The following is a 24,969-nucleotide window of genomic DNA, read 5'->3' on the forward strand; positions in this document are numbered from 1 at the left end:
ATTATTGTTAGTGAATTTATAAAAGAACATTTTCAAATCGATACTAAACCTTGACCCAGCCTGTTCGTGTTATTATTAGTGGGGGTGGCACCGGAGGCCACATTTACCCGGCTATTGCTATCGCCAATACATTAAAGAGTCTCAATCCTGATACTGAAGTCTTATTTGTCGGTGCAGAAGGTAAGATGGAAATGCAGAAAGTACCGCAGGCAGGCTATAAGATTGTAGGATTGCCTATCAGAGGACTTCAGAGAGGATTTGATCTCAGTAATTTCCTGCTTCCCTGGCGATTTTTGAGTAGTCTGCTAAAAGCCCGCAAGGTGATTAAAGAATTTCGTCCTCAGGTTGCTGTTGGAGTTGGAGGATACGCCAGTGGACCTTTGCTGTATATTGCAGGACTGATGAAATTACCTACACTCATTCAGGAGCAGAATTCCTATGCGGGAATAACAAATAAATGGCTTGCCAAACGTGCCAGCAAGATATGTGTGGCCTATGAGGGAATGGATGCATTTTTTCCTGCAGAAAAGATTGTGTTAACAGGTAATCCTGTCCGAAAAGATATTTTATCTGCAGATCAGAAGAAAGCCGCTGCTATTTCGCATTTCCAACTGTGGGATAATGTGCCTACGTTACTGATAATAGGTGGTAGCCTGGGAGCTGGTACAATCAATAAGAGTGTTCAAGGAGCTATTGAAACCCTGAAACAAACCTCTGTGCAGGTGATTTGGCAGACAGGTAAATATTATTATGAATCCTGCCAAAAGGCTGTTGCTGCTTCAGGAGCTACCAATATTCGGGTGTTTGATTTTATTGGCCAGATGGATCTGGCCTATGCTGCTGCTGATGTAGTTATTTCACGTGCTGGGGCTTTATCAATCTCAGAACTTTGTCTGGCTGCCAAACCCTCTATTCTGGTTCCCTCTCCTAATGTGGCAGAGGATCATCAGACTAAAAACGCAATGGCCCTAGTTAGGGCAGACGCTGCACTACTGGTAAAAGATACAGATGCTCAGCAGAATCTGGTAACTACAGCACTGGAATTGTTAAACAATCCGGAGAAGAAGAAGGTACTGTCTCAGAACATTGTAAAGCTTGGCTATCCAAATGCTGCTGAACAAATTGCCAAAGAAATTTTAAACCTGATATTGTAAATCGATCTACAGTTAAAAAATCTCACTAAGAATTGTTAGGCTTCAGTTCTTAGTGAGATTTTCTTCATTTCCCCGATAGATATAAAACTACTGAGTTGTAATTTGTTGATCTACAATAGATTGAAACTTTGATGTGTAACATGTTGTTATGACTGAGGTAGTTATCATTATTTCCTCAGATTATATACATGACAAATTATCTGCATCGTAGAAAAAATCCTTATTTCACATTCTCTCTTTGTACTATCTTCCTGCTCTTCCTGACTAGTTGCGGAAAGACAACGCCCTTTCGGGAAGTATTCAAAAAGGCAACACCTTATGAACAATACCAAAAAGCGTTGGAAGATACCAAACTTGACCAAACGGCTTTAGGTAAAGATTGGCTATTGGCAGGGCAGCGTGTGTTGCATGATTCATTATTGATTTCTGTACCTTTTCAGGAGACAGCGTACTTTGGTGCTGATAAGCCTACTGCCTATAGCTTTCGGTTTAATGCCCGTAGAGGAGAACGCATTACTATTCAGGTTGGAGTACAATCTCTTCAGAAAGTAAAAGTATTCGTAGATGTATTTAAATGGGAAGGAGTGCCAAAATTACTTATCTCTGCTGATACCAATGCAACTTCAGTAACCTTTGAAGCAGAACATGATCAGATGCATCTGGTACGGATACAGCCTGAATTGTTACGAAGTGGACGCTATACATTATCTATTACCAATAGCCCCAGTTTAGGATTTCCTGTACAGGGAAAAACGGATAAACACATTGGAAGCTTTTGGGGGGCAGACCGTGATGGTGGTGCACGAAGACACGAAGGTGTAGATATTTTTGCAGCGAGAGGTACACCCGCTATTGCTTCTACGAAAGGTGTAATAAGAGGTGTGAATACCAATAATCTGGGTGGAAAGGTGGTGTGGTTATGGGATCAGGAACGAAATCAAACGTTGTATTATGCCCATCTGGATAGTCAGTTAGTGCAAACCGGACAATTGGTAAAGCCTGGAGATACGCTGGGGCTTGTGGGTACTACTGGTAATGCTCGCTTTACGGCTCCCCATCTGCACTTTGGTATTTATCGCTGGCCTTCTGGCGCTATAGATCCTTATCCATTTATAAAAGCTTCTTCTGGCATTCCTGCTGATATAAAAGTACCACTGGATAATTTAGGTATGTGGTATCGGGTGTCAGTGAAAAAAGCATCTATTTATCACATCCCAGATAAAAAGTCTCCCATTCTGCAATCCATAGAGCGTCATACACCTTTTGTGGTGATTGGAGGATCTTCTCTCTGGTACCATATCATATTACCTTCAGGTATAAATGCATACATTGCTGCAAAAGACATAGAAAAGGTAAGGATGCCTGTTGATCAGGTTAAGGTAAAGCAGATGACCGCTGTTACGGACCAACCTGATTCCGGGGCTGCTGTGATGGAGACAAGAGCAAAAGGAGAGTCGGTATATGCTCTGGCTAAATTCGGCTCATACTGGCTGGTAGAAACCACACGTCATGGACTTGGATGGGTACAAACAGCTTTGTAAAGGTGTTGAAATATGGAGAAAATGAAAAAGCCCTGCATTGGCAGGGCTTTTCTATTGAAAGTTGCTATAAAGCTTATTTCAAAGAATTTTTGAAACCTTCAGAATCTTTGTAAGCAGCAAATTCAAGATCGTCTACTGCTTTCTCACGCAGGCTAGATTTGTTTTGAACTGCTTTCTGAAGATTAGTAAATACATCAGCTTCTTTCTTAGCACGTGCATTTGCCACAGCCATCAGGTAATAGATATCACCATTGCTTGCATCTTTAGCAGCCGCATCGTTCAAAGTTGCAACAGCTGCATCGTTTTGTCCAGCTAATAATTGAGCCAATGCTTTGTTGTACAATACACTAGCATCATCACCAGCTTGAGACAATGTGGCAGCAGCTTCGCTGTACTGAGCAGCACGGATTTGCTGAACACCTTTCGTTGCATTGATAGCTTTAGTTACCTGATCGTTACCAGTTAAAGACTGAGCTTTAGTGATCGCGTCAGCAGCTTTTTGCTTATCACCTTTGATAGTGTAGGCAGTTGCTAAGTTGCTGTATACTTCAGCTGTTTCCTGTTTGGTTTTAGCTGTTTCCAGGTGAGTGATTGCATCATCAGCCAGTTGAGCTTTTTTCGCAGGATCAGAAGACTTCTTAGCCATCTCTAATTGAGTAGCTGCGTAGTCATTGTGTGCTTGCCAGCTATCGTAGTTTTTAACAGCAACAGCATAGATTGCTTGTTTTTCTTCAACAATTGGAGTTAAAGATGCAGACCAAGCTAATTCAGCTTCGCTAAGAGCTCCTACTGTATCTTTTCCTTCAACGATACGTTTAGAGATAGCAGACATTTCAGCATCTGTTTTCTTTTCAACCAGCGTTAAGATCTCAGTGTTAGCATTACGAAGTTTAGGATATACTTGTTTGAACAAGGTTTTCCAGAAAGCCAACTTCTCCAGTTGTTTTTCTTTTTCTTCCCATTCTCCTCCTCCATCAACGATTGACAACACTTGGTCTTTTTGTTCTTGTTGCAGGATAGTAGAAGAGTTTACTGAATCTTTCAATACTGTCCAGTCTTCAAATACTGGCTTCAGAACGAATTCTACAGAGTCAGCCTGAGATTTGTAATCATATTGCTTCATTTTCTGACGATAGAACTTCTCGATCTGTTTTGCACGATCATCAGAAAGGAATTTGTTTTTACGTTCTGTTCCTTCAGGAGAGTGTGTTCCTGTTACAGTTACAGTTTTAGTAACGTTTTTGTCTGCAATGAAAGCATCCAGGAATTTACCACGCTTGCTGCGTACCTCACTGGTTTTCAATGCAGATTTTCCTTGATCGAAATAGAAAGCAACATACGTTGGTTTGTATTCAGGATCTGGGTTATAACCAGTTTCTGCATATACAACAGGAACTGCATCCTGAGCAAGGCGAGAAGTCGTGATGATACCTTGAGCGATTGCTAACTCAGGAGATACTTTAGATTTTTTGCCTTTTGCAGCAGTACCTGTGAAAGTTAATTCACCACGGCGCATATCTTCCTGATATGGGAAGTTGAATTCCTGAGATTTTACAGGAGATTCTTTCTTTGCATTAGGATAGTCTGCTGCATTGAATTGGATAGAACCTACATCTGTCTTTTTATCTCCATATTTATAAGCTATGTTTCCTGTATAGGTTGTTTTTTTCTTCAACATTTTTACAGGCAATGTTGCTTCTGCTGTGAACTTCACCTGATCAGCATGAACCTCTAAAGGATTAGGGGTTACTGCTACTTTCTGTTCTTTAGATTTTTTGACCATCTGGTTGAGAGTACAACCGGAAAGCGCCAATACACCGCAAACAGTAAGGGTTGCAAGTGTTGTTTTTTTGTTAATCATAATAAAAAAGTTTAATTTAGAAGTTACAAATAGTTTTAATAGAAGAGATTTATTGAAATTAAGTGTATTTTTTATATACTTTTTTTGTTGTCTCAAAGAAGCACTTAACTTCGTTATGTGTTCTTGTACGACTTTTTCTTATTTTTGTTACTACTAATTAGATGAACATATGCAAAAGATTAAATCCTTATTTGAAAATCAAGCGTTTGGTGTTTGTACAAGGCTGGGAGAAAAGATGGGTGTTTCAATCAGTAGTATTCGCTTATTCTTTATTTACACCTCATTTCTCACACTTGGATCTCCGTTAATTATCTATCTTATATTAGCTTTTGTACTTAATATGCGTAAACATCTTCGCCGATATAATCATCCTACCGTCTGGGATATTTAATGTTTTTTTATTTTTGCCACAAATAAAATACATTTTATAAATTTTCTGTATTATTTGTCCTTAAAATTGCAATTCGCTGAATTTCTTTTTTTTGCGAACAAAATGCATCCAAACAATACTACTTTGATAAACTAATAAGGAAAAGCCATCCTTCTTACGTATCACACTTCGCCTTTGTTTCATCCAAAATGGAATTTTTTTGTAGAAGTCAAAGTGTGCCCGAACGATCGCCCAGCAGTGTGTCGGCTTTTTTTGTAATAAAAATATTGCTCCGGCAACGCCATCCAATACCAAACGAATAAAAATCGTATAAATAAGCCTAAACGTGTGTAAATTTTTGTACAGTGTCGCTAAACTGTTGCGGAAATTCAGAAACGTTTTCTGAGGACTTACAGTGCTTAAAGTGCCTGCTCCTACATGATATATTGTACTCTCAGCGCAATAGTAAACCTGATAACCGCTATTGTGTGCACGCCAGCAAAAGTCAATTTCTTCCATATGGGCAAAGAATTCTGCATCAAGGCCGTTAAGCTCCCAGAAAACAGACGATCTGACAACCATACAAGCTCCAGATGCCCAAAATACAGGACATGTATTATTGTATTGACCTGTGTCAGCTTCCATATCCTGAAAGATGCGTCCTCTACAAAATGGATAGCCCAGAATATCTATAAATCCACCCGCTGCACCGGCATATTCAAAGTGCGTTTTTTGATAAAATTGCTTTAGTTTAGGCTGACAAGCTGCAATAGTCGGATTGCTATCCATTAACTGAATAAGTGGAGAAAGCCATTGGGGGGTAACTTCCACATCTGAATTGAGGAGTACATAATATTCGGTCTGGACCTGTTTAAGGGCAGTGTTATATCCTCCCGCATAGCCTTCATTCTGCGTATTTTCAATAATTTGTACCTGTGGAAATTTTTGCTGAAGCATTTCCACAGACCCGTCTGTGGACAGATTGTCTGCTACGATAATCTGTGCTTCAGTAGTATAGTTTACAACTGAAGGAAGAAATTGCTCTAAAAAATGTTTTCCGTTATAATTAAGAATAACAACTGCGGTTTTCACTAGATCTGTTTTGTGTTTACCTGATTAGGCCTGTATCTCAACTTTCAAACAAGCTATATCAATTACTTTTTTTCATTACTATCCTGAATGAAACAATCTTATTTTAAGACAGTAAACGTAAAACGAAAAACGGTAAACACAAAACAGATGTGATATTTTACGAAAACATGCTGCCTAAATCAAGACCCGGAATGTTTGGTAATGTACCCTGAGTGGCTTTTTTTAACTCCTCACGGGCTTTTTCTTCCACTTCGTCCAATGCTTTATTCATCGCAGCAATAATAAGGTCCTGTAACATTTCTTTATCGGAAGGCTTTAATAAGTCATTGTCAATATCAAGTTTAATTACTTGCTTTTTTCCATTTACAATAACTTTTACCATACCACCACCGGATTCCCCTGTTGCTTGTACTTTTACTAAATTATCCTGGGCTTCTTTTAGCTTGGCCTGCATTTCTTTTACCTTACCAAACATATTCATCATGTCTAACATAATCTCTGAATTATAGTAGTGAAAAAATTACGAAAATTCTAATTAGCATACAAAGTTAACCATTCTATGATTCATGCCTGAAAAAACATACTATTTTTGAGATATTATCATCTTTGTTGCTTACCATAAGTACAACTCAATCTTTGTTATCCAATGAATATACAACTCTATTCGCAGATTCAACCTCAGATTCAGGCTTTGATTATTCCTGTATGGCAGGATACTAACTTACAGTCTTCTTTAACACAGATTGCAGAGAAATTTCAACTCTCTGACTATGACTTGCAAAATGACTTTAAAGCAGATTCTAAAGAAGTGTTATTTTTTTATGTTCCTACTCCCTCTGAAAAGCTAAAGAAAGTGTATCTGTTAGGTCTAGGAAAACCTGCAGGGAGTATAGAAGTGTTAAAAGCATTTCGTTACCTGTTTTTTAGCTATAAGACCAAATTGCCTGCTGCTCTTGGGATAGACCTTACTTTACAAGCTTCTGCTAATAGTATCAACTATTTGGAAAACATTATAAATGGGGCATTACTGGGAGGATATGATCTGAATTTATACAAGACAAATAAATCAGACTCTTATAACTTTTTTCAGGCAAATCCCTCTCTGGACCTGTATGTGTCCCAGGAGAGTATGACTGACGCTGAAAAAGCGGTTTCTAAGGGTAAGGCCATTGCTGAGACTCAGATCAGAATAATGAATCTGGGTAATGCTCCTGGCAATTACAAAACACCACAGACATTAGCAACCTGGGCTCTGGAGTCTGGAAGAGAATGGGGATACGATGTCACTATTCTTGACAAAAGCCAACTGATTGATATTGGCGCAGAGGCCCTGTTGGCTGTAAATAAAGGAAGTGCCAATCCGCCTGTGATGATTGTACTGGAGTATAAACCTGATAGTGCTGCTGCTTCTCAAAAAATAGGTCTAGTGGGCAAAGGAGTTACATTTGATACCGGAGGAATTTCTCTTAAGGATTCAGCCAATATGCATTTGATGAAAAGTGATATGGGAGGAGCTGCCGCTGTACTTGGGACTATTGAACTGGCTGCCAGGTTACAACTACCTGTACATTTGATTGGAGTGATACCTTCTACTGAAAATAGTGTAGATGGAGAGTCTACCAAGCCAGGCGATGTAATTGGTTCCTATGCAGGAAAAACAATTGAGGTGATTGATACAGATGCCGAAGGAAGGTTGATTCTGGCTGATGCACTGGCCTATGTGGTTAAGAACTATCAACCAGATGTTCTGATAGATCTGGCAACCCTTACAGGTAGCGTAATCGGTACGTTGGGATATGTGGCTGCAGGATTGTTTACTACAAATGACACGCTGTCATCTGAATTAATAAAAGTAAGCGAGCAAACCGGAGAAAAGTTATGGCGATTACCTATGTGGGATGACTATAGAGATGATCTGAAATCAGATGTAGCTGATGTGAAAAATTATCATGGTAAGCCGTTTGCCGGGGCCATTATGGGTGCTAAGTTTCTGGAAGTTTTTACTAATAGCCATTCTACCTGGGCGCACCTTGATATCGCTGGAACTGCATTTACAGAGAGCGAATATGGAACACAAAAGAATGCGACAGCTTATGGAATCCGGTTATTAACAGCCTACATTGAACAAAAGATATAAAGCTTCAAAATGTTGAGACTTAAACTACAATTTCCTATTTTGTAAATTATAATCAGGTCCTGTTTACATAATTTGTTGGAGAAAATTTGAGAATCTCAGATTAAACGTAGTTCTGACATGTTTTCAATACTTTAACAAATTATGTAGACAGTATCATCTAATAAAATAATCTGATGTCTCGTTTAGTAACATACAGTGCCTGTCGTTATCAATAAAATGCTTCTGCTTTGAATGTCAAATGACCAGCTTGAAAATGTATACAACTTCATCACTTACTTATTTTATTGGAACATGCCACTTACCAGCCTTACTTTCCTCTGTGTTTCAAGCTATTTTAAAGGTTCGAGATTTATAAGTGCTTGCAAAGAAGCAGGGTGTACCATTTATCTGTTGACATCTAAAGCTATGGCAGATAAACCCTGGCCACATGATGCTATTGAAGAGGTCTTTTATATGGAGGAGGCCGAATGGGATATGAGTTCAATTGTATCGAACTTTGCTCATCTTATACGTCATCAACGTATAGATCGTATTGTAGCGCTGGATGACATAGATCTTGAAAAAGCTGCCATTCTCAGGGAACATTTTCGTATTCCGGGTATTGGACAGACTACAGCACGTTATTTTCGGGACCGACTGGCAATGCGTATGAAAGCGGCAGAAGCTGGTATAAATGTGCCTCCTTTTTGTGCTCTTTTCACGGATAAAGTAGTACATCATTACACACAGACTGTGAGTCCTCCCTGGATACTTAAACCTCGTACAGAATCATCAGCAGGCACAAAAAAGATTCATAGTATTGACGAATTATGGACTATACTTAATGGTCTGGGTGATATGCGCCATAATTATTTACTGGAGCAATTTAAGCCGGGAGACACCTATTACGTAGATACATTGGCTGCGGGAGGGAAAATTGTTTTTGATTGGTATAACCGAAATCTGAATAATCCTGTAGAAGACACCTACAAAGGGACTCTGTTTCGTTCTGTAACAGTGCCATTCCAATCAAAAGCTGAAAAAAGCCTAAAGCGATTAAATAATCAGATTATAAAAGCATTTGGAATACGTAATAGTGCTATACATAGTGAGATTGTGCAAGCAAAAGAAGATGAACAGTTTTACTTTCTGGAAACATCAGCACGGGTAGGAGGGGCACATATTGTTGAGATGATAGAAGCTGCATCAGGAATCAACCTGTGGCAGGAGTGGGCAAATATTGAAATAGTCTCCGCTCGCAATCTTGATTATACATTGCCTGAAGTAAAAAACATGTACTCAGGTCTTCTATTATCGTTAAGTCATTATGAACATTCGGATACTACTGCTTTTACTGACTCAGAAATTATCTGGAAGATAAATGATCCGCATCATATAGGTTTTGTCCTTCAGTCTCCAGTACGGGATAGAGTTCTGGAGCTTCTGGAATTATATACTGATCGGATTTTTAAAGACTACCATGATAACGCTATTGTGTGAGTTTTCAGAAGCGTAGCCTACTCATAAGACAAGCCATTTTCATTGACAGTATAAAAAAGATCCAGATTAAATTCTTCTGTCTGAGCATACTGATAGTGAGGCAAACTTTTTAATCGTTGTAAATAAGTATCTATTTCCTTCTGGTGCAATGGTTGCATATAACGGGTTAATTTTCCAGATTCGATAGCCGTAGTAAGCACGGTCTTTCGAAAATAGTCTATTTCATTTTGTAACTCTTTCAGTGTCTCTTTTCGGGCAGAAAGAGAAAGAGATATAAAGTTCTGCCGCTTTTCCAGAAGAATAGCATCTTTCAGGATAAAGTTTTTCTGAAAGATGCTTTTAGCAAATAAGAATCCGCGTTCTGCATGTATGTATTTTTTACTAGCGTCCCGCTCAGAAGTTTGCTGCCAGTATTGTTTGAGATCTCTGTTGGCAAATCCAAGATAGGCCTTAATAATCTGATAATTGTAGAAATAGGTGCGATATGTATACAGAAATTCCAGCGGAGTATATTGCAGATTCTCTATATGGATAGCTTCAAAGTTAAGTGTAGAATCACCTGATAAGGTATTACGTATGAACGTAAATATATCTACAAACAGATAATCTATATGTTGGGCTTTATATTGTAACTGGTGATGTGTTTGTGTAAAACTGGATAGTTGATTGTGAAATGGGTAATAAATGCAGAGCAGATCTCTATCACTATGTTCATCCTGCAAACCATATAAAGGAGAACCAACTTCCAGTTGTACTATAGTCGCTTTGATGAGTTTTGCGAATAATGACTCTTCTTTGAAATGAATATTCATTTCCGGTATTAGGTGAATAAGGTGGTAGAGTACTTGATGTTAATTGTCTTCACTGACACGAAAAGGTCGTTCATACGTAGGTCGTATCATCTTCCAGATAATATGGCTATAATCTTTTTGGTCAAGCATTGAGAACAGAACTGCAGGGTATTTGAGTGTACGAAAGTATAGTGCATTATCTTTTCGGTTGCCGAGATCTTTGAAGTGTTCCTGGCAATATTTCTCAATATCCTGATACTCCCTAGTAAGATCTGCAACTGTCTTTTTTACCCAGTCATAAAATTCATCAGGTACTTTCTCCAGAATCTCTTCAAAAGATTGATTGCCAGATAGGTATTCCCAGATATTTTTTGACGATATACGGGTCAGGATTCGGTGTAACCGCACATATTCTTCAAACTTCACTTTTACCCGGAAGCCCGATCGGAACTTAATCACAAAGCCTTCTTTATTTTCTTCCTGAAGCGATCTTAATGTCTTTAGATCTGAGATTCCATCATAGCGAGTGACTAATGGAAAACCAATATCCTCTAATGGTTCATCCAGACCCGTTTCGTTTGTAATGATAGCAAGTAAAATTAGATCTTCCTTGTTTCCATAGTTAACTACAATCCGATTTTCCGGATAAATAATCTCAAACAGATAGGTTTTGGAACGATCTAGTAATGGAAAGGTATGCGCATATTTTTGATAAAGCATTTCAGTAGCTTTCAATGCCTGTTCGCTATTAAAGGAACCTCTTGTTGCCATATACGGCTTGCCATTCAACCAATACAGAATGCCTAGAGAACCATCCAGTTTTTCGTATACCTCAAAATTTTCGGATGGGATTTCCTCTGGCAAGTGTTCTTCCATATTGAAGAATTTTGGGAATGGCCGAGATACAATTGTATAATCCTGATCCAGAATTAAACCTCGTGCCATTAAAGTCCATTCATTCCATGCTCTTTCAAATTGCGTTTTGGGGGTATAGTTATAAATATAATAATCTACTTCCGGATGCTTCTGTACACAGATGTATCCGTCTTTCATGAGGTCTTGTAAGAGTGTAATGTTCATAGTGTAGTATAAATAGATTGCAAAGAATGCTATACGAAAATAGAAAATTAAACAACAGATATAGTAAATAAACAAAAAAAGGGGCTCGCAAGAGCCCCTTTCTGATTTATAACAAGTGAAACTGTTACACACCTACATTCTTAACTGTCTTAAAGGTCAGAGATTCACCTGTGCCTTCGTAATCAGCCAGAATGGTATCACCTTCTGCAAAATCGCCTTTCAGGATTTCTTCAGCTACCGGGTCTTCAAGGTATTTCTGAATCGCTCGGTTCAACGGACGAGCACCATATTGCGGATCGTAACCTCTCTCAGCCAGGAAGTCTTTCGCTTTTTCAGTCAGTTCTATTTTGTAGCCTAACTGAGTCAGACGAGAGAATAGTTTAGCCAGAGACAGATCAATGATCCGGTGTATATCCTGACGTTGCAGTGAGTTAAATACAATCACATCATCCAGACGATTCAGAAACTCTGGAGAGAAGGCTCTGCGCAGGGCATTCTGAATAGTACTCTTCATCAGATCATCGTTGTTATCTGATTTAGCACGGGTGCTAAATCCAATACCAGAACCAAATTCTTTCAGGTCACGAACCCCAATGTTAGAGGTCATAATGATAATCGTGTTCCGGAAATCAACCCGACGACCTAAGCCATCTGTCAATATACCGTCGTCCAATACTTGTAACAACAGGTTGAATACATCCGGGTGAGCTTTTTCGATCTCATCCAACAGTACGACAGAGTATGGTTTCCGACGGATTTTCTCAGTCAGCTGACCACCTTCTTCGTATCCTACATATCCCGGAGGCGCACCTACCAGTCTGGATACGGAGAATTTCTCCATATACTCACTCATATCAATCCGAACCAATGCATCTTCTTTGTCAAATAGATACGTTGCCAGTACTTTTGCCAACTCAGTTTTACCAACACCTGTAGGGCCTAAGAATATAAAAGAGCCAATCGGCTTTTTAGGATCTTTCAAACCTACACGAGTCCGTTGAATCGCTTTTACCAGTTTTTCAATTGCCTCGTTCTGACCAATTACACGGTTTTTCAGTTCGGTACCCATGCCAAGCAGCTTGGTACCTTCGTTCTGAGCGATTCTGTTAACTGGAATACCTGTCATCATCGCGATAACTTCTGCAACATTTTCTTCTGTTACAGTATAGCGTTTCTGCTTGGTTTCCTGTTCCCACATTTCTTTCGCACGCTCCAGTTGCTCTAGTAATTTCTTTTCTCTGTCACGTAACTGAGCAGCTTCTTCGTAACGTTGGCTTTTTACAACCTGGTTCTTCTCCTTCTTGATATTCTCAATGGATTCTTCCAGTTTCAGAATATCTTCAGGTACAGAAATATTATTGATGTGTACACGAGCACCTGCTTCGTCTAGTACGTCAATAGCTTTATCTGGAAGGAAACGATCAGAAATATAACGATCAGACATTTTCACACAAGCTTCTATAGCCTCAGGGCGATAGTTTACATGGTGGTGGTCTTCGTATTTATCTTTGATGTTGTTCAGAATCTCAATGGTTTCTTCTGGTGAAGTTGCATCAACCATTACGATCTGGAAACGGCGAGCTAAAGCTCCATCTTTCTCAATATACTGGCGATATTCATCCAGTGTGGTGGCACCAATACATTGTATGTCTCCCCGGGCTAATGCTGGCTTGAACATATTAGATGCATCCAGTGATCCAGAAGCTCCACCTGCACCTACTATAGTATGTAACTCATCAATGAACAGAATAACTTCCGGAGATTTTTCAAGCTCGTTCATAACGGCTTTCATTCTCTCTTCAAATTGTCCGCGGTATTTGGTACCAGCCACTAATGAAGCCAGATCCAGTGTAACTACACGTTTACCAAACAATACACGAGACACTTTTTTCTGAACGATACGAAGAGCCAGACCTTCTGCAATAGCAGTTTTACCAACTCCTGGTTCTCCGATCAGAATAGGGTTATTCTTTTTCCGGCGAGATAATACTTGGGCTACCCGTTCAATTTCTTTTTCACGACCAACAATCGGGTCTAATTTTCCAGCTTCTGCAAGTTTAGTCAAATCACGACCAAAGTTGTCCAGTACTGGCGTACGCGACTTTTCTGTGGATTTAGCGGATTCCCTTCCGCTGCCTCCCTGGCTTCCGCCACCGCCAAAGATCCGTGAGTTGTCATCATCCGGATCATCTGCATCGGCAGCAGAGGTTGGGTTGTGGGTATGGTATTCTAACATTTCCTTAATCACTTCGTAATTAATATCATATTTAGAAAGAATCTGCGTGGCAACATTATCTTCGTCACGTAGAATAGAGAGGAGCAAATGTTCTGTACCGATGAGTTGGCTTTTGAATATCTTAGCCTCCAGGTAAGTAATCTTCAGCACTTTCTCGGACTGACGTGTCAATGGAATATTGGCAAGATTCTTCACAGTATGAGTGGCTGTACCTTTGGTTGCCTGCTCAATCGTCTGACGAAGCTCTTCCAGGGAAACGCCCAGCTTTTTAAGTAGTCCGATCGCGACACCCTCACCTTCCCGAATCATACCCAGTATGAGATGTTCCGTTCCGATATAGTCATGTCCCAGTCGCAATGCCTCCTCACGGCTGAGAGAAATCACCTCTTTTACTCGGTTAGAAAACTTAGCTTCCATATATGGTTCCTAATTAAAAACTTATTTCAGCAATAAGTTGGTTAGTTATTTAAGTCTGAAATTTATTAATAAACTAATAAAAACAAAAAATAGTTTATTGGCTCAGATTAGTGTTATTAAATTTTTATATGTAATCACTATTTGAGAAGATTTTCAAGTATGGTTATAGTAAACCTTCACAGCACTATTAGTATATAAACTCCTTTCTTTAAAAATTGTGCCCTTGCGGGTTAACAGAAGATTGACAGATGAGATCAGATGCATAGATACCTTCACAAAAAAGAATATCCAGGATTGATAAGTTTGGTACAAAATCACTGCCAAAGTTTTGCGTATAGGGAACAACTTTATAAAGATCCGTTAATAACTCTGTTTTTTTGGGATGAATACGGTCTCTGAAGTCATTTGGAACCTCTGATCCCTTAAAATATTCATTAGATAAGCGTATTTCCTTTTTCCATCTTAAAATACGCAGACAGTTTGTCAGTATTTCAAGATTCAAATCAAATAAAAACGTATGTTTCTTGTGGAGAATTCTTTCAAAGACAGGAGCTAATTCACTAAAGAAGGGCGCTTTTCCGTATCCTGAAGCAATTGTACGCCAATGATCTTTAATCCAATTCTCACTATAATCAATGTGTATATCCTTTATCCGCTGTTTGGTATTTCCTTTTACTACTGGTACTGACAAGTTGGCTACTTTATTGGCAGTACGGATATTACATCGGTTTCGGTAGCTTTGCTTTGTATAATTTTCTGCTGATTCTAACAGAATTGATTCATACGATGATATACAGGCGAAATAAGCTAAACAAGGAAAATAATGTAATTCAATATAAGCGGATTTACTATCTGGCAGATTGCTGACAATCTCTTGCACGGTAATTTTAACTAAGTAAAGTAAAAAAACAAAAGTTTTCAAGTATCAATCCCAAAAATATAGGATTATTCCGAATAACGCTTTTTTTTCGATGTAATATCATATGTAATCTATGTATGTGTATAGAATTACATATGAAGTAATTTTGATCTGGCGTAGTGAATTTGCCTGCTATCGTATGTAAAAGTGAGGTGAGTATTTGGTGAAAATAATATGTTTTGACTGATGAATTTTACTATAAAACAAGAATCCGGAGATTTTCCGGATTCCTGCATAACCATACCACCACTATTGTATGTATCCCTTTTATTTATCCGAATTACCCACAGGTGCATTTTCGCGGTTTTCAAGGATATACCCATCTGCAAAAAGCCTGTATTTATCAAAGATAGAACGTACCGCACGTTTCAGGTAACGATCACTAGTCAATGTTTGATCATTGTAAAGCCCTGATGCATAACCTTGCCAGACTGTCTGATGTTTTTTGGCATCCAGCAATTGCACTACCAATGTACCACGCACCATACTATACTTGATAGGATCATATTTTACTTCCTCATCCTCTGTAGCTATCCAGTTTTCTATTTCAGGTTGATTAAATCCTTGGAAGCGAAGATCGTCATAAAAAATCTTGTAGGATACCAGCAAGCTGGGTTTGCGCTTATTGAAACGATAACCATGTAACTCCAGTTGTTTACGTACTGATTCTTCGATAATCGGATTCGACATAGTCGAGTCTTTATCATCAGCACTGCCATTATCTACAAAGCAAAACGAATTGTACTTTTTGAAATTTCCTTTGTAGCTATAATCATATTCAACTAAAAAACGGCTTTCGTTCATACAGGATCCAAAAACCACCAGCAAGGCAATTGCGAGTAAGGGATAAGCTTTTTTCATACATTGTAAACATTTCTTCAATAAGTAGACAATTTAAAAGATATAAACATAGAGTGGTGAAAGGAGCAGGAATACATACTTGTAGTATGTTAAACTTATTAAAATTACTAGCTTATAGATAAAAATCAAATGCCTGTCTATAAATTTTAAACGATTGTCGTTATAAATTATATGTCAGGCTTGAGGTTTGTATAACTTTCTTTACCCGATTTTGTTTTGTGTGAAATAAAATTTCTCTTTTATGCGAGAATTCCACCTATTTTATCTGCTGGGCATCATCTTCTTACACGCTTCGTGTAGTCAGCCTGGCAGGCAAACGCTTACTACCCAGGTGGTAGATAGTATATATAAAAATGTTCCAGCTGGAAGTCCGGATGGTATAGGAAGGTTATATATGGGACGAGAGATAGCACATACCATGAGTCATGAAGCAGCGTCTTGGCTAGATCGTCCTGAAAGGTTGGAAGAAGAACGTACTGATTTGATTATTCAGGCGTTGCAGTCGCAAATTAAACCTACGGATGTAATTGCTGATATTGGAGCCGGGAGTGGATATTTTTCATTCCGACTTGCGCCAATGGTACCTCAGGGAAAAGTCTATGCGGTAGATATTCAGCCTGAAATGCTGGCTATCATACAATCTAAACGAGAGAAAAACCGTATGCATCAGGTAGAAACAGTATTAGGGACTATTACAGATCCGAAATTGCCTGAAAATAGGGTGGACTGGGTATTGCTGGTAGATACGTATCATGAGTTTTCAGAGCCCTATGCTATGATGCAAGCCATATACAAGGCTTTGAAATCTACAGGAAAGGTTGTACTGCTGGAATATCGTGCAGAAGATAAGTCTATTCCTATTAAGCCTTTACACAAAATGACGAAAGAGCAAATCCGGAAAGAGATGGAGGTAGTAGGTTTAAAAGGAATTGAGAGACAAGATTCGCTTCCCTGGCAGCATTTACTGATATTTGAGAAAAAATAAATCTTGCTCAGGAGCCTTTACTTAGTCTATGGAACATCTTCTACTACGTCAGCATATCGAACGTTTTGTTTCCCTTACAGAGGAAGAATGGAGTGCCTTAGCTCAAAATTTATCTATCAGTAAGATTCCACGGAAGGGGGCATTTAGTAAAGAAGGAGAAATGGAAGATAAGATAGCGTTAGTATTAAAGGGAAGCTTCCGGCAGTTTTATACGAAAGATGGAGAGGAAAAAACAACTTATTTCTATTTTGAAAACCATCTGATGTCTTCTTATATAAGTATCCTGCAAAATCAACCCAGTTTGTTAACTATCGAAGCACTGGAAGATTCGGAGGTTTTGTGTTTTTCTGCCCAAACGCTTCAAAACTTATATACTAACTATCCGGTTTATCAGATTTTTGGCAGGAAGCTGGCAGAGTATCTGGCAGTCGGACTTGAAATACGTATGGTTTCCTTATTAATGGATAGTCCGGAAGAACGATACATCGGATTGCTGAAGAGCAATAAGAAAAAGATTCTGGAACGAATTCCTCAACATTATATAGCGTCTTATCTGGGGATTACGCCTGTTTCATTGAGCCGTATCCGCAACCGGATTATTGCTGCTGAACGAATTTGAGAGATTACTCAGAGGGTAAATTTTTTCTATAGCCGGCAAAAAAAACTTTTTTATTTATAGATGTATTTCTCTATTTGTTTGATAATGAAATAAATAGAGTCTGTTTCGAGTATATATTTCCCCAGTTATCCTTTTGGGGAAGAAGTGACCTGGTCTGCTATCGTATCCACATAAGGCATTGATTCTGCGTATAGTACATTCTTATACTTTTCTGTCAGATAATCTGTAGCAAAGACACATTCTATTCCTATTCATTTAGATTGCATCAGGCATAGAAATTTCTTTCTGAGGAACATACTTCCAGAATATTTTGATTAAGGATAGATAACTAGTTATTTGTTTGATAGTCAGTTTGTTTTATAGGTAATTGGTATGTGGTTAGTAACTAAAATTACCTATATTTCAGCGTTTCTGGAAGTAATGTATTAATCAACCTAATTTTTAGTTCTATGAAAAACAAAACGTCATTATCCTTGTTTATGCTGATGTTCAGCATTCTATTGTCTGTCAGCAGTTGTAAGAAAAAGCCTGATGATGCGGCTATTACAGAAAGTGTTAAAGTTAAAACGCAAAATATACAAGGGGTGAATGTGTCTGTGAAAGAAGGGGTAGTAACACTAAGTGGAGAGGTAGAGACACAAGACCTGATTGCACAGGCCGAAGAGGCTGCCAAAACTGCAGATGGAGTAAAGTCTGTGGTAAATACGCTAACAGTAAAAGCCCCTCCTGCACCTGTTGAGCCAGAAAGAACTTTCTCACCAGATGATAGTTTGAAAACAGCTGTGGAGGATAAATTTAAGCAATACAACATCAGTGGTGTAACAGCATCTGTAAAAGATGGTGTCGTAATGCTTGAAGGAACTGTGAAGCGTTCTAAATTGCAAGATGTTATAAAAGCCTCAAATGAAGCAAAGCCTAAAAAAGTTGATCGTTCTAAGTTGGTTGTCAATTAAACAACGGCAGTTATAGATTGATTTTGAAATTACTGACATAGATTGGATTTACTACTAACTATAAAATTTTATGGCACTTACTGATAAATATCAACCGGTTATTAACCTGGCAAACAGCAAAGGCATAACCAATCTTCAGGTTAAAGAACAAGACAATGTTTTATATATTGATGGAACGGCTCCCAGTGAAGAAGTGAAACAGCAGATATGGGATACCTATGGAGCTATTGATCCCGATTATCGTGCAGGTGATCTGGTGCTTAACCTGGAAGTAGCCGGACCGGCAGCTCAGGAAACTACATACACTGTGAAAAGTGGTGATTCATTGAGCAAAATTGCCAAAAACTACCCTGGACTAACATGGCAGAAGATTTATGAGGCCAATAAAGACCAGATTAAAGATCCCAATCTGATTCATCCGGGACAAAAACTCAAAATACCAACTGTATAAGGGTACTCATTAAAAAAGCAGCTAGTGTAAGTAGCTGCTTTTTTACTGGATGCTATCCGGATTTGGATTGAAAACTGTAATTTGGCACATGTAATCGTTACATTCTTCAATCACTTAACACCATGAAAATTCTCCTTCTTTCCTGTTTGGGCTTCTATGCACTGACAATGAGTACATTTTTTCCAAGTGAAGAAAATAAGTCAGTTGCAAAAGCCGACCGTTGTTATGAAATGCGCATTTATTATGCTGAGCCTGGCAAACTGGAAGATCTGCTGGCACGTTTCCGCAATCATACTACCAAGATTTTTGAAAAACATGGCATGACCAATGAAGGCTATTGGCTGCCCATAGATAATAAAGACAATAAGCTGGTCTATGTATTGTCGTATCCAAGTCGGGAAGCCAGAAATAATTCGTGGAAGTCTTTTGGCAGCGATCCGGAATGGAAGAAAGTAGCTTCCGAATCTGAAAAGAATGGAAACCTGGTAGCTAAGGTAGAAAGCTTTTTTATGAAGACGACAGACTTCTCTCCAAAGAAGATTACTAAAAAAGGTTCTGCTAACCGCGTTTTTGAATTACGTACTTATAAGGCGACCTCCGGTAACCTACCCGCTTTGCTGTCACGCTTTCGTGATCATACCACTAAACTTTTTGAAAAACATGGTATGACAAATCTGTGGTATTGGACTTATACTGACAAAGAGCAAGGTGCTGATGATATGTTAGTATATATTCTGGCACATCCCAGTCAGGAAGCTGGACTAAAATCATTTGAGAAATTCCGTGATGATCCGCAATGGCAAAAGGTACGCAAAGAGTCAGAGGATAAAGCAGGTGGTTCTCTTACCGTCTCTGTTGAATCTCTGTATATGGTACCAACCGATTTCTCTCCTGTAAAATAAACATTCTGTTTCCGGCTTTGTTAGCTTATCAATAAAGCCGGAAACAACTGTCAGGCAGGAAATGATATCTTGCCCATTGTGACATTGGGAATCCCTGGCCGATTACCAAAGTTAACAAGTCCTCCTGCCACAGTCTCATTGGCAAGGATTGCAAACAAAACAGCTTCTTTTGCATCTGGCAAAATCTGCAAATCTGCCGTTGTCTTTAACACATTATCAGGCAATAACTGATGCAGGTGTTTTACCAGTACTGGATTATGCATGCCTCCTCCACTCATATACACTACCGCTTTGTCAGAAAGATTATTACGCTTTACTGCCTGAGTAATCCCTTCTGCTGAAAATCGGGTAAGTGTAGCAATAAGGTCCTGTGGTGAGATATTCTCTGTTTGTGATTGTTGTTGCGCCTGATGTACATAGGCCAGACTGAATAGTTCAGGACCTGTCGTCTTAGGAAAGCCAGCCTGGAAGAAAGGATGATTCAATAAGGTTGTCAACAGTGATTGATGCACACTTCCAGATGCGGCAATGGTTCCGTTTTCATCAAAAGGTTGATTGTAGTGTAAACGGGAGAATGCATCAATCAAGGTATTGCCAGGCCCAACATCAGTCGAAAACATTTTAGTTGCATCCAGATCGCCTGACAGAAAGGTAAAGTTGGCAATGCCTCCGATATTCAGCATGATACGGTCTTCGCCTTTCTGCGAAAATAGTATGTAGTCTCCATATACAGCCAACGGCGCTCCTTCTCCACCGGCAGCTATATGTTTCTGTCTGAAGTCACTCAGTGTGATAATACCCGTTTGTACTGCTATATGATCTCCATCTCCTATCTGAAGGGTGGCATTGGGAAAATCAGGTTGTTTGTGCAGACTCTGCGGGGCATGGTAGATGGTCTGGCCGTGGCTGGCAATCAAATCTATCTCAGCAGGTGTATATTTCCATTTTTGTAAACATTTCAGAATCATGGATGCATGCAGCTTCCCAATCCATGGATTAAGAAGAGTAAGTGTTTCCAGATCTACCTGCTTTTTAGAAAAAACAGTCCGGATGGTTTGTTTAATATCGTCTGTATAAGAAATGGTATCAAAGGCGAGTAGTTCTGTTTTTGCATCAATACCACTCCCTGTAAACTGACATAATGCTACATCCAATCCATCCAGAGAAGTACCTGACATAAGGCCAATGATAAGGCGCTGTGGTTTCTGAGCAATTTGGTAAAGCCTGGCTATCTGAGTATTCATGCTGGTAAGGTAGCCGATTTTTGATAAAAAGTAAAAGCAGTAACTATTCTTCGTACTCTTATTCAGATTATTGGGCATCAAGTGAACTCCTTAAAATGCTTCTTACCTATTTTATGTGGTTCAGCATCAATACAAGGCTCATGTCTTAGTAAATCTAAATTAATATATCTGTAACTCATAAAATTTATCCTGATGTAGAAGAGATAAAAGCCGAACCAATTCGAGTTGATAAGGCTTATAAGAACATCGATAGCAGAAACGTTACATTCGCCATCGATATGACCACAGGTGAATACAATTCTTTGTCAAAGAATCAATCTATATAGACTCTTTAACATCATTGCAAGCATAGACAAACACCACTATCACAGTAGAATGTATTATAGAACAGGCATTGCCTGATATTACTTTATTAAATCATGAACAGGAAACGTTATATCTCACTTATTTTAATATTAGGCACTTTAACGGCATTAGGCCCTTTTTCGATAGATATGTATTTGCCGGGATTTCCGGCTATGGCAAAATACTTGCACACAGATGTCGCTGGGGTAGCACTATCACTCTCCAGTTTTTTTATTGGTCTGGCAGCGGGACAACTATTGTATGGACCTCTGTTAGATAAATTTGGACGCAGGAAGCCTTTATTATTTGGTTTAAGCGTTTATATCCTTGCCTCTATCGGCTGTGCGATGATTACATCACTGAATGAACTGATTGTTTTGCGTGTGATCCAGGCCATAGGAAGTTGTGCGGCAGCAGTAGCGTCTATGGCCATGGTACGTGATCTGTTTCCAGTCAATGAAAATGCCAAAGTTTTTGCGCTGCTGATGCTGGTAGTAGGTGCATCGCCTATGGTTGCGCCGACTATTGGGGGCTATGTAACGGCAGGGCCAGGATGGCAGTGGGTATTTATCATACTGGCCATTATGGCTGTTTTTATTCTGGTAGCTGTATTACTTGTGCTACCAGATACCTATAAACTTGATCCAACTATTTCATTGAAACCAAAGCCAATCATAACCGGCTTTTTAAATGTGTTTAAAGTACCACAATTCTATACCTATACTTTCACCGGCTCCTTTGCCTTTTCCGGACTGTTTGCTTATGTGGCCGGATCACCATTGGTATTTATGAAAGTATTTGGTGTAGATGACACAGTCTTCGGTTGGATATTTGCAGGAATCTCAGTTGGTTTCATTGGCTCAAGTCAGGTGAATAGCTTGGTGCTTTGCTATTTTACCAGTGAGCAGATTGTTAAGATTGCTTTGCCAGCACAGGCTCTGGTGGGAATATTATTTCTGATTGGTTCGGTATTAGGTATACTTGGTTTCTGGGGTACTATTGTCATGATTTTCCTGTTCATGTGCTGTCTGGGCATGATCAATCCAAATGCTGCTGCATTAACCCTTGCCCCATTCTCCAGAAATGCAGGTACAGCTTCATCGTTGTTTGGTGCATTACAATTAGGTATTGGTGCATTGGTATCAACTAGTGTTAGCTTTTTTGACAGTCTTTCTGTTGTACCCTTAGCAGCTGTAATGTGTGCTACAGCAGGTATTGCCTTCTTGATATTTTTTATCAGCCTGCGTATAAACCGAGGAAAATTTACAGGGGTGACTGGCGAGAGAGTAGTTGTTAGTCATTAGTACTGTGTCGCTAATACTTCAAAAAGCTCTACTAAAATAAAAAGCCTGCCTAAAAGATGTAAGTCAATTTAGGCAGGCTTTTTATTTTTCAGAGATACTATTTTTTCAGATGTTTATCCAGAAAGGTGAGTACTCCCTCATAGGCTTTTATTTCATTGTCTTTCTTTACAAATCCGTGGCCTTCGTCATCAAACACTATATATTCTACGGGAACGTTGTTCTTCTTTACCGCCGCCACAATCTCATCTGATTCTACTTTTAAGACTCTCGGATCGTTCTTTCCTTGAATGACAAGCAACGGTTTTTTGATTCTTTGGGTATGGAAGAGTGGTGATTTGTTATAAAGAGCCACAGAATCTGTAGCCGGATTCCCCATCTCTTTATATAGTGCATCTTTGAAAGATCCCCACCAAGGTGGAATACTTTTTAATGTACGCAGCCAATTGGCAACGCCAAAAATATCAACGCCTACCTTAAACTCATCCGGGGCAAATGTTAAAGCAGCCAGAGTCATATATCCGCCATAGCTACCTCCCATAATTCCTATTCGTGTTGTATCTGCCCAAGGCAATGAGGCTAAATATTTCTTTGAGGCAATACAGTCTTTCAAATCAGCATCTCCATGTTTTTGATCATCAGCAGTAAAGAAGGTCTTTCCATACCCTGAACTTCCTCTGTTATTTACTGTTAAGATGGCATACCCATGATTGACCAGATATTGAATCATAGGAGAATAATTGAGTCGCGTCTGGCCTCCTGGTCCGCCGTGAATCATCAGCATTACAGGAGTTTTCTGATCTGGTGTGGCTGTCTTAGGCTTATATAGAATATTTGGAATCTCCAGTCCATCATACGATTTAAACCGAACTACCTCTCCCTCTATCAAGTCACTTGCTGCAATCTCTTTATTCATTGCATTGATTAACTCTTTATATTCGGTCGTTTCAAAATTGTAGACATACAGGCTATTGGGTGATTTGGAACTGCTTACATAAAATGCCATTTGTTTTTCTGAATCCGAAATAGTCACTCCTGTGATTTCGCCCGCGGGCAGAGAGGGTAATTTCACCAATTGATTGTCGGCTGCTGTATAGATCTTAATCTGTGTTTTTGCATCGTTGTTAATACCGATTACCTTGTATTTTCCTTTCTTTGAAAAGTACATATACGAAATATCCCATGGCTCTTCTGCCTCTTTCTGTGCCTTTCCACTTATCAGATCATAGCTTTTCAAGTACGCAAATTCACTTCCTTCATCTGTAGTATAATATAGTTTTTTATTGTCGGGGCTAAAGGTTTGGGGGCTATTGGCAACATCTCCTGTATGTTTTGTAATCAAAGATGTCTTTTTCGTTTGCGCATCATAGAGGTAAATATCGGTATTGCTTGTAGTTATAGACTTGTATAAGGCCAGATATCTCTTATCATCGGATATTGCCCCTACATCTAGTCCCTGTTCATTCTTGAAGATAAGCTTTGACTGAAGCTTTGTGATATCCATTTCATACAGATCAAAAAATTGAGGGTTTCTTTTGTTTGTCACATAAAAGAAGCTTTTCTTATCCGCACTCCAACCAACAAATTCGGATTTTGCCGTTGTATCAGGAGTCAGATTGGTAATTTTTCCATCCAAGTCTTTTTTATAGATGTTGGTTATTTCATTTCCTCCTTTATCACTTGAAAACAAGATGCGTTCGTCTGTTGGAAAATAGGAAATAGCAAATATGGAATTCGTTTTTGATTCCGTCTGAGCTTTGGGTGTCCCACCGGTCAAAGCTATTTCATAGGCATTAAATATTCCGGATTGGTTACTTGTAAATAATAATTTGGACTCATCCGGAGAAAATGAACTTCCGGAAAGCCTCACTGTATTCATAAATTGTGATATGGTATATTGCTTGGGTGGTGATGCAGAATCAGTGTTTTCACCTTTACTTTCCGGAGAAGTGCATTGCCAGAGTATGCCTGCACTCACTAATCCAATGATCAGATAAATGACTTTCTTATGCATAAGGAAACAGGTTAAGTAGTAGCTTTTTTGTGGAATGGTAAGATACAAATTATTCTATAAGCTTGTTTTGTTTTCGTGATTTGTTACTTCCACAGGTTGCCTGTCGCAAGGAGGGAAACTCAAAAAGAGAAGGAAAATTAGTGTCTTTCCAGGTAAGCTGTTGCTAGTGTCGACTATTTTGTTGTCGACACTAGCAACAGCTTACCTGGGATGGTAA

Annotated in this window: 21 protein-coding genes; 11 read left to right on the top strand and 10 right to left on the bottom strand. The window is 39.0% G+C overall.

Going from position 1 to position 24,969, the window contains the following annotated elements:
• Window positions 1-50: 50 nt before the first annotated feature.
• The gene (murG, locus tag QNI15_RS22245; protein ID WP_314033578.1) at window positions 51-1,154 is read left to right on the top strand and encodes an undecaprenyldiphospho-muramoylpentapeptide beta-N-acetylglucosaminyltransferase; all 1,104 of its coding nucleotides are present in this window, start codon (window positions 51-53) and stop codon (window positions 1,152-1,154) included.
• Between the two features lie 188 nt (window positions 1,155-1,342).
• Window positions 1,343-2,695, top strand: a complete 1,353-nt coding sequence (locus QNI15_RS22250; protein ID WP_314033580.1) for a M23 family metallopeptidase — start codon at window positions 1,343-1,345, stop codon at window positions 2,693-2,695.
• 73 nt (window positions 2,696-2,768) lie between these two features.
• On the opposite strand, the gene QNI15_RS22255 is transcribed toward QNI15_RS22250, so the two are convergent.
• The gene (locus QNI15_RS22255; RefSeq protein WP_313979601.1) at window positions 2,769-4,556 is read right to left on the bottom strand and encodes a tetratricopeptide repeat protein; all 1,788 of its coding nucleotides are present in this window, start codon (window positions 4,554-4,556) and stop codon (window positions 2,769-2,771) included.
• A 169-nt stretch (window positions 4,557-4,725) separates the two neighbouring features.
• On the opposite strand from QNI15_RS22255, the gene QNI15_RS22260 reads away from it, so the two are divergent.
• The gene (locus QNI15_RS22260) at window positions 4,726-4,947 is read left to right on the top strand and encodes a PspC domain-containing protein (protein ID WP_313979599.1); all 222 of its coding nucleotides are present in this window, start codon (window positions 4,726-4,728) and stop codon (window positions 4,945-4,947) included.
• A gap of 60 nt (window positions 4,948-5,007) precedes the next feature.
• On the opposite strand, the gene QNI15_RS22265 is transcribed toward QNI15_RS22260, so the two are convergent.
• Together QNI15_RS22265 and QNI15_RS22270 are read right to left on the bottom strand one after the other, a co-directional pair.
• Window positions 5,008-6,018, bottom strand: coding sequence for a glycosyltransferase family 2 protein (locus QNI15_RS22265; RefSeq protein WP_313991374.1), 1,011 nt, complete (start codon window positions 6,016-6,018; stop codon window positions 5,008-5,010).
• Window positions 6,019-6,175: 157 nt separating this feature from the next.
• Window positions 6,176-6,511: a YbaB/EbfC family nucleoid-associated protein gene (locus tag QNI15_RS22270; protein WP_313991371.1), complete on the bottom strand. Its 336-nt coding sequence runs from the start codon at window positions 6,509-6,511 to the stop codon at window positions 6,176-6,178.
• 153 nt (window positions 6,512-6,664) lie between these two features.
• On the opposite strand from QNI15_RS22270, the gene QNI15_RS22275 reads away from it, so the two are divergent.
• Both QNI15_RS22275 and QNI15_RS22280 read left to right on the top strand, forming a co-directional pair.
• A complete protein-coding gene (locus QNI15_RS22275) occupies window positions 6,665-8,155 on the top strand; it encodes a leucyl aminopeptidase family protein (protein WP_314033582.1) in 1,491 nt (496 codons plus the stop codon).
• A gap of 405 nt (window positions 8,156-8,560) precedes the next feature.
• Window positions 8,561-9,634: an ATP-grasp domain-containing protein gene (locus tag QNI15_RS22280; RefSeq protein ID WP_314033584.1), complete on the top strand. Its 1,074-nt coding sequence runs from the start codon at window positions 8,561-8,563 to the stop codon at window positions 9,632-9,634.
• A 17-nt stretch (window positions 9,635-9,651) separates the two neighbouring features.
• Here QNI15_RS22280 and QNI15_RS22285 read toward each other — a convergent pair whose 3' ends face one another.
• From QNI15_RS22285 to QNI15_RS22305, 5 genes are all read right to left on the bottom strand, one after another.
• The gene (locus QNI15_RS22285) at window positions 9,652-10,446 is read right to left on the bottom strand and encodes a DNA polymerase beta superfamily protein (protein WP_314033586.1); all 795 of its coding nucleotides are present in this window, start codon (window positions 10,444-10,446) and stop codon (window positions 9,652-9,654) included.
• A 39-nt stretch (window positions 10,447-10,485) separates the two neighbouring features.
• Entirely contained in the window at window positions 10,486-11,505 is a 1,020-nt protein-coding gene (locus QNI15_RS22290) for a T4 RnlA family RNA ligase (protein WP_314033588.1), read from the bottom strand.
• 124 nt (window positions 11,506-11,629) lie between these two features.
• Window positions 11,630-14,158, bottom strand: coding sequence for an ATP-dependent Clp protease ATP-binding subunit (locus QNI15_RS22295; protein WP_313979583.1), 2,529 nt, complete (start codon window positions 14,156-14,158; stop codon window positions 11,630-11,632).
• Window positions 14,159-14,366: 208 nt separating this feature from the next.
• A complete protein-coding gene (locus tag QNI15_RS22300; RefSeq protein WP_313991355.1) occupies window positions 14,367-15,038 on the bottom strand; it encodes a WbqC family protein in 672 nt (223 codons plus the stop codon).
• Window positions 15,039-15,344: 306 nt separating this feature from the next.
• Window positions 15,345-15,938, bottom strand: a complete 594-nt coding sequence (locus QNI15_RS22305) for a DUF4136 domain-containing protein (protein ID WP_313979578.1) — start codon at window positions 15,936-15,938, stop codon at window positions 15,345-15,347.
• A 241-nt stretch (window positions 15,939-16,179) separates the two neighbouring features.
• Here QNI15_RS22305 and QNI15_RS22310 point away from each other — a divergent pair, with 241 nt between their 5' ends.
• The 5 genes from QNI15_RS22310 (at window position 16,180) to QNI15_RS22330 (ending at window position 19,848) form a co-directional block, all read left to right on the top strand.
• On the top strand, window positions 16,180-16,923 hold the full coding sequence (locus QNI15_RS22310) for a class I SAM-dependent methyltransferase (protein WP_313979576.1): 744 nt from the start codon (window positions 16,180-16,182) through the stop codon (window positions 16,921-16,923).
• Between the two features lie 28 nt (window positions 16,924-16,951).
• A complete protein-coding gene (locus QNI15_RS22315) occupies window positions 16,952-17,542 on the top strand; it encodes a Crp/Fnr family transcriptional regulator (RefSeq protein WP_313979573.1) in 591 nt (196 codons plus the stop codon).
• Between the two features lie 449 nt (window positions 17,543-17,991).
• Complete coding sequence (locus QNI15_RS22320; protein ID WP_313991353.1) at window positions 17,992-18,495, top strand: BON domain-containing protein; 504 nt, start codon at window positions 17,992-17,994, stop codon at window positions 18,493-18,495.
• Between the two features lie 70 nt (window positions 18,496-18,565).
• Window positions 18,566-18,946 carry a LysM peptidoglycan-binding domain-containing protein gene (locus QNI15_RS22325; protein ID WP_313979568.1) on the top strand — a complete coding sequence of 127 codons (381 nt, stop codon included), beginning with the start codon at window positions 18,566-18,568 and terminating at the stop codon, window positions 18,944-18,946.
• Window positions 18,947-19,068: 122 nt separating this feature from the next.
• Complete coding sequence (locus QNI15_RS22330; RefSeq protein ID WP_314033590.1) at window positions 19,069-19,848, top strand: NIPSNAP family protein; 780 nt, start codon at window positions 19,069-19,071, stop codon at window positions 19,846-19,848.
• A gap of 50 nt (window positions 19,849-19,898) precedes the next feature.
• Here the strand turns inward: QNI15_RS22330 and QNI15_RS22335 are convergent, their stop codons facing one another.
• Window positions 19,899-21,092: an anhydro-N-acetylmuramic acid kinase gene (locus tag QNI15_RS22335; RefSeq protein WP_314033592.1), complete on the bottom strand. Its 1,194-nt coding sequence runs from the start codon at window positions 21,090-21,092 to the stop codon at window positions 19,899-19,901.
• A 419-nt stretch (window positions 21,093-21,511) separates the two neighbouring features.
• Here QNI15_RS22335 and QNI15_RS22340 point away from each other — a divergent pair, with 419 nt between their 5' ends.
• On the top strand, window positions 21,512-22,741 hold the full coding sequence (locus QNI15_RS22340; protein ID WP_314033595.1) for a multidrug effflux MFS transporter: 1,230 nt from the start codon (window positions 21,512-21,514) through the stop codon (window positions 22,739-22,741).
• A 97-nt stretch (window positions 22,742-22,838) separates the two neighbouring features.
• Here the strand turns inward: QNI15_RS22340 and QNI15_RS22345 are convergent, their stop codons facing one another.
• The gene (locus tag QNI15_RS22345) at window positions 22,839-24,752 is read right to left on the bottom strand and encodes a S9 family peptidase (protein WP_314033597.1); all 1,914 of its coding nucleotides are present in this window, start codon (window positions 24,750-24,752) and stop codon (window positions 22,839-22,841) included.
• Between the last annotated feature and the right edge of the window lie 217 nt (window positions 24,753-24,969).

It is taken from the genome of Xanthocytophaga flava, assembly GCF_030068545.1.
Lineage (GTDB): Bacteria > Bacteroidota > Bacteroidia > Cytophagales > 172606-1 > Xanthocytophaga > Xanthocytophaga flava.

What these genes read in the sequence shown, in the direction of transcription:
- QNI15_RS22250 (WP_314033580.1), top strand. Translation starts at nt 1,343, where the DNA reads ATGACAAATTATCTGCATCGTAGAAAAAATCCTTATTTCACATTCTCT.
- QNI15_RS22255 (WP_313979601.1), bottom strand. Translation starts at nt 4,556, where the DNA reads ATGATTAACAAAAAAACAACACTTGCAACCCTTACTGTTTGCGGTGTA.
- QNI15_RS22260 (WP_313979599.1), top strand. Translation starts at nt 4,726, where the DNA reads ATGCAAAAGATTAAATCCTTATTTGAAAATCAAGCGTTTGGTGTTTGT.
- QNI15_RS22270 (WP_313991371.1), bottom strand. Translation starts at nt 6,511, where the DNA reads ATGTTAGACATGATGAATATGTTTGGTAAGGTAAAAGAAATGCAGGCC.
- QNI15_RS22275 (WP_314033582.1), top strand. Translation starts at nt 6,665, where the DNA reads ATGAATATACAACTCTATTCGCAGATTCAACCTCAGATTCAGGCTTTG.
- QNI15_RS22280 (WP_314033584.1), top strand. Translation starts at nt 8,561, where the DNA reads ATGGCAGATAAACCCTGGCCACATGATGCTATTGAAGAGGTCTTTTAT.
- QNI15_RS22285 (WP_314033586.1), bottom strand. Translation starts at nt 10,446, where the DNA reads ATGAATATTCATTTCAAAGAAGAGTCATTATTCGCAAAACTCATCAAA.
- QNI15_RS22290 (WP_314033588.1), bottom strand. Translation starts at nt 11,505, where the DNA reads ATGAACATTACACTCTTACAAGACCTCATGAAAGACGGATACATCTGT.
- QNI15_RS22295 (WP_313979583.1), bottom strand. Translation starts at nt 14,158, where the DNA reads ATGGAAGCTAAGTTTTCTAACCGAGTAAAAGAGGTGATTTCTCTCAGC.
- QNI15_RS22305 (WP_313979578.1), bottom strand. Translation starts at nt 15,938, where the DNA reads ATGAAAAAAGCTTATCCCTTACTCGCAATTGCCTTGCTGGTGGTTTTT.
- QNI15_RS22310 (WP_313979576.1), top strand. Translation starts at nt 16,180, where the DNA reads ATGCGAGAATTCCACCTATTTTATCTGCTGGGCATCATCTTCTTACAC.
- QNI15_RS22315 (WP_313979573.1), top strand. Translation starts at nt 16,952, where the DNA reads ATGGAACATCTTCTACTACGTCAGCATATCGAACGTTTTGTTTCCCTT.
- QNI15_RS22320 (WP_313991353.1), top strand. Translation starts at nt 17,992, where the DNA reads ATGAAAAACAAAACGTCATTATCCTTGTTTATGCTGATGTTCAGCATT.
- QNI15_RS22325 (WP_313979568.1), top strand. Translation starts at nt 18,566, where the DNA reads ATGGCACTTACTGATAAATATCAACCGGTTATTAACCTGGCAAACAGC.
- QNI15_RS22330 (WP_314033590.1), top strand. Translation starts at nt 19,069, where the DNA reads ATGAAAATTCTCCTTCTTTCCTGTTTGGGCTTCTATGCACTGACAATG.
- QNI15_RS22335 (WP_314033592.1), bottom strand. Translation starts at nt 21,092, where the DNA reads ATGAATACTCAGATAGCCAGGCTTTACCAAATTGCTCAGAAACCACAG.
- QNI15_RS22340 (WP_314033595.1), top strand. Translation starts at nt 21,512, where the DNA reads ATGAACAGGAAACGTTATATCTCACTTATTTTAATATTAGGCACTTTA.
- QNI15_RS22345 (WP_314033597.1), bottom strand. Translation starts at nt 24,752, where the DNA reads ATGCATAAGAAAGTCATTTATCTGATCATTGGATTAGTGAGTGCAGGC.